The sequence below is a fragment of the Nostoc paludosum FACHB-159 genome (genome assembly GCF_014698835.1).
GTDB lineage: Bacteria > Cyanobacteriota > Cyanobacteriia > Cyanobacteriales > Nostocaceae > Nostoc > Nostoc paludosum.
Window position 1 is genome coordinate 1 of the sequence record NZ_JACJTU010000115.1, and the last position, 7,401, is coordinate 7,401.

Consider the following 7,401-nt stretch of genomic DNA (forward strand, 5'->3'; position numbering starts at 1 on the left):
TTCAGCAACTAAAACGCCCAAGTATTTTTATGTGCTTGGTTTGAGTTGAATTGTCGCTGGGTAGGGCTGCACCTTACCCCCTTTTTGTGCCAGTTGCGTAAGTCCTGGAATATTTCGTATTCAACTGAGTCTTTTTCCCTAAACTACACGCTTAACGCATCTGCCAAGCTGTTATTTTGACTTTCTTCATAGTTTAATTGTTGAGGGAGATTTCTTGTACTCTACAGTTTCGGTTCAAATTTCCCCAAAATACTCATAATAGTGATTTAGACATTCAAACAATACCAGATAATTAAACTATACGGCACAGCTAAGGCAGGTTTACTTTGATAACCGAAAAATACGAAGATGTGCTTCAGTTCTGGTTTCCAAGCCAACCAAGCCCCGATCAAGCAACGATGGTTCGTCGTTGGGAATGGTGGTTTCGCGGTGGGGCGAATGTGGAAGTAATCGAGCATTTTTCACCACTGCTAGAACAAGCCATACTATGTGAACTAGATGCTTGGTCTGGTCAGTCCCGATCGCGGCTAGCACTAATTCTCGTCCTCGACCAGTTCTCGCGCTCAATATATGCGGGCACGGCACAAGCATTCGCACAGGACTCGAAAGCTTGCGATCTGACGCTTGAAGGCATCAATGTAGGGCACTATGAAGAACTCAAAACCCCTTGGGAGAAGACCTTTTTCTTCCTGCCATTGGGACATTCTGAGGATCTTAGCAACTTGGAACTGGCAATTAAACTTGGGGACAACCTTGTGCAGGAGGCACCACAGGAGTATCGTGCATTACTAGAGTTCTCCGCAGCGCAAGCACGCCGACATCGAGATATACTTATGCAATTCGGTCGCCATCCTCATCGTAATAAAGCTTTAGAACGTCAATCAACCCCTGAAGAACTTGAGTACCTCGCAAGTGGTCATCTTGTACACACGCGATCGATGCCGTCTCACCTATCGCAATTTCTCTGTGAGAGTTGAGCGATTTAATTTCGTTCGAGTCATCAACAAGTCTTTTATAATTTTTACGTAATAACCGCAGGATAGCTTGTATAACAAAAAGAAGACTTAACTAAAACAGCACAATCTTTTGTATGCAAAAATTTTATCCCCAGGTTTTTATTGTAACCTTGTCACTTTTAACTTTGTTAGATACTGTTAGTTTTATATTTTTCTCGCCGACATTAGCCCAAACCACCACTTGTCAACAACAGCAGCAGCAAGATACCCAAATTCAAATTAATATACTTGTGTCAGATTTTGAACAAGATATTCCTGCTGGTAAAAATGAACAAGCAATTTCGCGTATTAACCAAGCTATACAAATTGCTCTAAAAGCCCAAAATCCAACATTAACAAGAACTTTTCTCAGTCAGCTTGTCGATAGTTACTTACCCCAAGAGTCACTTTTAGGAAGATTAGCGCAACAAATTGAACCTAGCCAAAAACCACAGCTACGCCAATTGTTGACATCGTTAACAAGCTTAACCCAGAGTTTGAATAGTAGTTACAGTGTTGCAAAAACTCAAAGTTTAATTAGAATAGCTAATTATTTTCGGATAATTGGCGAACAACAGCAAGCTTTATCATTGTTGACACAAGCATTAACAACTAGTCAGTCTATTAAAGGTGCAGAATTTCAAACTAAAGCTTTAACTCCTATTGCTCAAGAATATTTAGCACTTAAACAAACAGTGCCAGCAGAACAAATTTTGGCGCAGTCGCTTGAGTTTGCCCAACAAATTCAACCTCAAGAACCAATTCGTCGAGTTTTGGTATTAGAACCCATTGCTGTTATTTACGCTCAATTAGGTAAAACTGAACGTGCTTTACAACTAGTTACTTCAATATCCGATCCTTATTACCGTTCTAGAATTAGATTTGAAGTTGTTAAGCAATTAACTCAGACAAACCAACTAGAAGCAGCCCAAAAATTAGCACAAAATATAGAAACACCAGAGTTTAAAGGTAGAAGCTTCGTAGAAATTGCTCTCACTGCTGGTAATAAAGACCAACAGCAGCTAGCTGACCAAAGTTTTGCCGCAGCCCTGCAAGCAACTGGTAATGATAGTAATGCAGTTTACCTTCAAGCACCACTGATTCAAATATATGCTAAAGGTGGACAAAGAGATGCAGCTTATAAAGCAGCACAACAATTAGAAAATGTAGAACAAAAAGCCTTAACTCTGGGAGTCATTGCAAACGAATATAGTAAAGCAGGACAGTTACAAAAAATTGAGCAAATTATCACTGAACTTACTCCTTTAATTCAAACACCAGAGGCTATAGATAATGTCGGCTTTTTGCAAAATATTTTGGCAAATTCCCTAGCTGAAAAACAATACAAACTCGCTTTTGACTTAGTAAGTAAGACAAAACGAAATGATTTCATGGGTAGAGAAGATTGGCTGTCACGAATTGCCGATGCAGCAATTAAAGCCAGAAATATTGAATTACCCTTGCAGATTGCTCAAAATTTGGATAAAGCCGATATTGACCAGCGCAATCGCTTATTGCAAAAAGTTGCTGAAGGTTATGCCCAAAACAAACAACTAGAAAGCGCTTTGTCTATAGTTCAGCAGATTAACAACTCTGGTAATTCACCTTATAAAGTGCAAACACTAGCCTTAGTTGCAACTGCATTTGGTAAAACTGCACAAACAGATAAACTGTTAAATCAAGCAACTGCTGAGGCGAGGAAATTAGCACCACAACAGCGTGCTTTTGCTTTGGCGAGTGTTGCACAGGCATTTCTTAAAATTAGTAATCAACCGCAAGCCAATAAATTGTTAGCCGAAGCAATACAGGCAGTTCAAACAGAGAAAGACTCTTCAGTGCGTGATAATCTTTTACAAAGAATGTCAGAGCCTTTGATTGCAGCTAAACAATATAATGCTGCTTTGCAAATTATACAAGCTATACCTACAACAACACGAGATTATAGGCTGCCAGAGTTAGCTAAATTAGTTATCGAAAATGGTAATGATGCTAGTGAGATTGTTAATATACTGTCTAAAAATACCAAAAACCCTGAAAATAAAACTAGAGGGTTAATAAGTATAGCGGAAACATATCTTCGCGCTCAAAAAATCCAATCAGCAAAACAAGTTTCAGACTTAGCTTTTGCCGCAGCTAAAACTATCTCTAACCCAGAATCACGGGTTTTAACTTTTGGTAACCCACCAGATATTACAGTAGTAGATGATGATGGTGATAGAGCGAGTTCTTTAGAAAAAATTGCTTTATTAAAAGCAAAAACTGGTGATTATAATCAAGCTTTGGTTGTGGCTCAAGTTATTCAAGATAAAAAGCTTCAAGAACAACTAGTGCAGCAACTTCTTTGTTATAGAAAATAGTTACACATGAATACGGTTCATTTAAGATACCCCACCTGTGGTGACCCCTTAAAAAGGGGTCAAGTCACCTGAAGCTATATTTGTTGCTGCTTGCAAGGAGGGACACAAACCAGAGTCCGCGCAGGTTAAATCTGTTGTCAAGGATTGGTTTGATTGGGCGAGGAAACAGAAGTAACGCAGATAAGTTCGTGTAAGTTCTATCCGCTTACGAATAAAATTGGGAGAGCAGCCAATTACAATGAGTATTCAAAGATACTCTGGCACATATTCCATTTCTCAAGATAGATAAAAGAATGAGTAAATACTATATCACTATCTTTTCCATAGCTGCGATTATCACAGGGAGTTTATTTTTAACGAGTCAAGTATTACTGAGTAGCAGTAACAAGGTTGAAAAAGAGGCTAAAAATCCCTTAAACTTAAATACAACAGCCAATTTAGAACCAAAAAATACCCAAAGAACAACCAATTCATTAGCTCAAAAAAATCAGTGGCGACAACAATTGGCGACATTAGAACAAGACTTAAAAAAATATCAAAATAATGGTGATATTGAGCAAGAAATCAGAATACTAAATACTATCGTGATTACTTATACTGAGTTGAGTGAATACTCAAAAGCACTCGAATATTTACAATTAGCACAAACAAAACTCAATCAGTCAAATTTGTCGGCAGAGAAAAAATCTTTCATTGAACCTGAACTACTAATTGCTCTAGGAACTATTTATGCAGATCAGGGGAATTATCCCCAAGTTTTAGAAATTACCAGAAAAATAGCCGAAATACAAAATATTCGCATAGGCTCACTTGGTTCTGGAATTGCTGATGTAGAGCGTAAACCTGAGAAAAAGCTAGCGCGACCAGATGTAAGAAAAGATTCCTATAGTCTTTATCTAATTGCTACCACACAACAAAAACGTGGCAAAATTCGTGAAGCATTACGCACAGCCGAAGAAGCTTTAAAAATGCTGAGAACAGTAGAAGAGAAAGAGGGAGAAAAAGAAATTACCAAATTGATTAATAGCTTGCGTCAGCAGCTATAAAAAAATTCAGAATTCGTATTCTTTCTTGTGTACGAATCTGTTGGTGCTTTGTGGGCAGGACATCGTAATGCACCACCAGATTTTTGTTGCATTAATTTACCAGCTTCAATTCTTCACGCTTGGTGTTTGAACCAACCATTTTGAGCAACTGCTGATTCAAGTAACTCTGAGCCGAAACGTAAAGGTTATCCCAAATCACAGGGTTACGGCAGATTTTGCTACCAATTGTATTGCCTGCTAATTTCTCTGACACCAAGTATTTCTTATAATAGTTCGCCCACAGATGTTGTAGAAAATCAAGAGCGAACTCATCAAAAGGAATTATCCAGTTGTACTGTTCATCCAAAAATACCCGATAAGCGGCGACAATCGGCATGGCGATATCAGCTGGCGCAGCAAAACCAAATGAGTATCGGCTATCCGGCAACAACGTATTTTTGCGCGGGTCGATTGAAGCGAGGTCAACTACTCCCTTTTTTCTGGGCTTAGTAATATGTTCCTCAATTATCTGAAATAGCCTCTGCTCAATCCACAACCCCTTTGGCAGTAACGGTAACAGCTTTGACAACCTTTGCCTTTCAGCTTCGGATAAAGAAGGGGTATTGCTAACAGGGGGGTGCTTGGTTCTGCTTTTAGAGTCTGGGTTGTATTTGTTCCTGTCCAGGCAGTTCATCAATTTGATTAGGTGATTGACATTGCACTGGGGACTCTTGGGCGCACCGCTTTGGTTCTGGTAATAGGCGATGCGGAATTTTGTTTCTTCCTCGCGCTCCAGTTGGGCTAAAAACTGTTTGATGAATTTGTAGTCACCCCTAGCGTTAACTTTAGAACGCGCATCCACTGGGGCAGATGTATTGGAAGCCAGGGCGATGTCTTTTGCCTCATCCTCACTTAGACCAATGTGGATTGTAACTTTGACTCTGGCTTCGGTAAGGTCGTACTTATATTCCCTCGCCTGTTGAAAAGCTAAAACCGTATGTCCCCCATTGATAATGCCGTCGCTACCGCCTTCACTAGCTTCCAGTATTTCTAGTTCTAGCTGTGTCTTTTTGCTGTTGGGCTTGACCTTGTTGGTACACAGTACGATTCCGCTATGCCTGGAGAAGAATTTTTCCGGCTCAGTGGTCAATGAGTCGAAGATTTGTCTATATGTTGAGCTTTTGCGGTTGGGTTCTCGAATATTAGGTTCTAACGGTAAGTCGGCAGGGAAGCTGTCAACGTGAACGGTAGCGATAATGCAGTGGGGGTTTGCATTGAAAAACTGGTCTACTTTCAAAACCCAATTTTTTGGCATAGTTTTCAAAGCGCAGGAGTGTAGTGCATATTTATCCAGAGTATATAATCCCAAACCGAATGGCATCCTTGGAAAACTTAAAGCTGTATTAAGTAAGTTTTCAACGTTTGAATATTATGTCGTACAGTGACAGCAGAATTTCTACCACAATCAAAATCACGACATACCACTCTACTCGCTGGCTACTACTATGCTGCATGAACTCCAGTACCGTTTGTGCGGTTTGGCTAATTAGCTCTAGGAAAGCGTTCCAAGGCATTGTGGCGTTCACGGATTTCATATTCATCCTCCAAGCGCAGATATAAATTTTCTAACTGTGGGGATTCCCAAAGCAACTCTGGCTTATCGATAATCTCAACGCGACCTACTATTTTATGTTGAACTAACAACGTTGTGCCTAGTTGACGCAGTAATTCCCGACTCTGCCGCCGGCTTCTATTTTCACTCTGGAGGCTAGCCGCAAACGGTTCAATTTGATCGAATACAGTTGCTAGGCTCGTTTCATAATGAGAAAGAACAACACTTTTGGCCAAAATATCAGCCACAATCTGCAAGCGTTCTACACTCAATTCACAAAAGAAAAATTTTTCCTTCCTTAACTCGCTCATTCTCGACAATGTTGAGATGAACTTCCACTTCTTCTGTCTCAGGGTTGCTAAATAAGTCATGAACTAGAGAAGATAGCCCCCTCAAGAAGGCTGCTTTTTCTATAGGATCGAGGTTAAACAAAACAACTGCACCATAGCCTAGCAGCACCGCGCAACCTTGTTCAGCTACTTTCACCATTACTGGCATAGTCGCCAAGCAATCATAGTTTTCCAATTTCTGTAGATCAATCTTCTTACCAAGAAATAGGGCTTGTGCTTTAAAACTATCTCTATCACTAAAAAGGAGTTTCTGCATTGTTGCCCTATGCTATGTTTTGCCTATTAGTCTTTAGTAGTAGCGAACGCAATTGCTCCGGTCTTGGTAGAGATTACCACAATCGAGTCTACCAATAAACCTATTCACGACTACTTGTAATATTCTCCAGACAATACAATCGCCCTTTGCAAATGCTGGCGAACGCTCTTGTTTCTCCTCCTCTTGAGAGCGTACTGGAAAGCAATTACTAAACCACAGTGCGCTGCCTGCATTGGTATTACTGTTGAAACCAAAATTAGAGCGACCACGAATAGGGCTGCGTTCGCCCCTGGCGTTGGCAAAGCCATCGCTCCTTTAACAGTGACCAGTGACCAGTGACCAGTTATCAGTTCTTTTATGGGTTGAAGTCCCCCACCAATTGGTGGAGTGCGTTGGTGGTGGGTTTAAATCCCCCACCATACGCCTTCAGGACTGATAACTGATAACTGGTTTAATAGGCAGCTTAAATTTGCTTTAGCACAGAAGCGATCGCAGCCCTATTCGTGCGTTCGCCCTTGGTCTTGGGACAGCGCCATCGCTTAATTTCAGAACCAAGCTGTAGAATTAAGCCGCGGCAGATTTGCGAGACTTGGAACTCTTTTGAGTGACGGCTTTGTTAGTGGGTTTGCTGGATTTGGTGGTTGTGGTGGATTTTGGTTTAGTAGTGGATTTGGTGGTTGCCTTAGCTTTCGGTTGTACTAGACTTGTCCGAAAACTCCAAAGCCAGACTGTTCAAAGCTTTTAGACAAAACTTTGATATCTTCGTAAAAACGGAGTCATAAGGGTTTGATATAGTTAGTGATAGT

Annotated in this window: 8 protein-coding genes; 4 read left to right on the forward strand and 4 right to left on the reverse strand. The window is 40.5% G+C overall.

Annotated features, from left to right (window positions below; translation table 11 throughout):
* Positions 1 to 326 precede the first annotated feature (326 nt).
* The 3 genes from H6H03_RS38515 to H6H03_RS38525 all read left to right on the forward strand — a co-directional run bounded on the left by H6H03_RS38515 (position 327) and on the right by H6H03_RS38525 (position 4,398).
* A complete protein-coding gene (locus H6H03_RS38515; RefSeq protein ID WP_190960248.1) occupies positions 327 to 977 on the forward strand; it encodes a DUF924 family protein in 651 nt (216 codons plus the stop codon).
* A 113-nt stretch (positions 978 to 1,090) separates the two neighbouring features.
* A complete protein-coding gene (locus tag H6H03_RS38520) occupies positions 1,091 to 3,352 on the forward strand; it encodes a tetratricopeptide repeat protein (protein WP_190960249.1) in 2,262 nt (753 codons plus the stop codon).
* Positions 3,353 to 3,645: 293 nt separating this feature from the next.
* Positions 3,646 to 4,398: a hypothetical protein gene (locus H6H03_RS38525; RefSeq protein WP_190960250.1), complete on the forward strand. Its 753-nt coding sequence runs from the start codon at positions 3,646 to 3,648 to the stop codon at positions 4,396 to 4,398.
* A gap of 91 nt (positions 4,399 to 4,489) precedes the next feature.
* On the opposite strand, the gene H6H03_RS38530 is transcribed toward H6H03_RS38525, so the two are convergent.
* The 4 genes from H6H03_RS38530 to H6H03_RS40995 all read right to left on the reverse strand — a co-directional run bounded on the left by H6H03_RS38530 (position 4,490) and on the right by H6H03_RS40995 (position 6,595).
* Complete coding sequence (locus H6H03_RS38530) at positions 4,490 to 5,692, reverse strand: AIPR family protein (protein WP_190960251.1); 1,203 nt, start codon at positions 5,690 to 5,692, stop codon at positions 4,490 to 4,492.
* A 100-nt stretch (positions 5,693 to 5,792) separates the two neighbouring features.
* Complete coding sequence (locus H6H03_RS40985; protein ID WP_242058215.1) at positions 5,793 to 5,972, reverse strand: hypothetical protein; 180 nt, start codon at positions 5,970 to 5,972, stop codon at positions 5,793 to 5,795.
* Complete coding sequence (locus H6H03_RS40990) at positions 5,920 to 6,300, reverse strand: RMD1 family protein (RefSeq protein WP_242058213.1); 381 nt, start codon at positions 6,298 to 6,300, stop codon at positions 5,920 to 5,922. Before H6H03_RS40990 ends, H6H03_RS40985 begins: the two co-directional genes overlap by 53 nt.
* On the reverse strand, positions 6,263 to 6,595 hold the full coding sequence (locus H6H03_RS40995; RefSeq protein WP_242058214.1) for a hypothetical protein: 333 nt from the start codon (positions 6,593 to 6,595) through the stop codon (positions 6,263 to 6,265). Before H6H03_RS40995 ends, H6H03_RS40990 begins: the two co-directional genes overlap by 38 nt.
* Before the next feature lie 604 nt (positions 6,596 to 7,199).
* Here H6H03_RS40995 and H6H03_RS38540 point away from each other — a divergent pair.
* The gene (locus tag H6H03_RS38540) at positions 7,200 to 7,340 is read left to right on the forward strand and encodes a hypothetical protein (RefSeq protein WP_190960252.1); all 141 of its coding nucleotides are present in this window, start codon (positions 7,200 to 7,202) and stop codon (positions 7,338 to 7,340) included.
* The last annotated feature ends 61 nt before the right edge of the window (positions 7,341 to 7,401 follow it).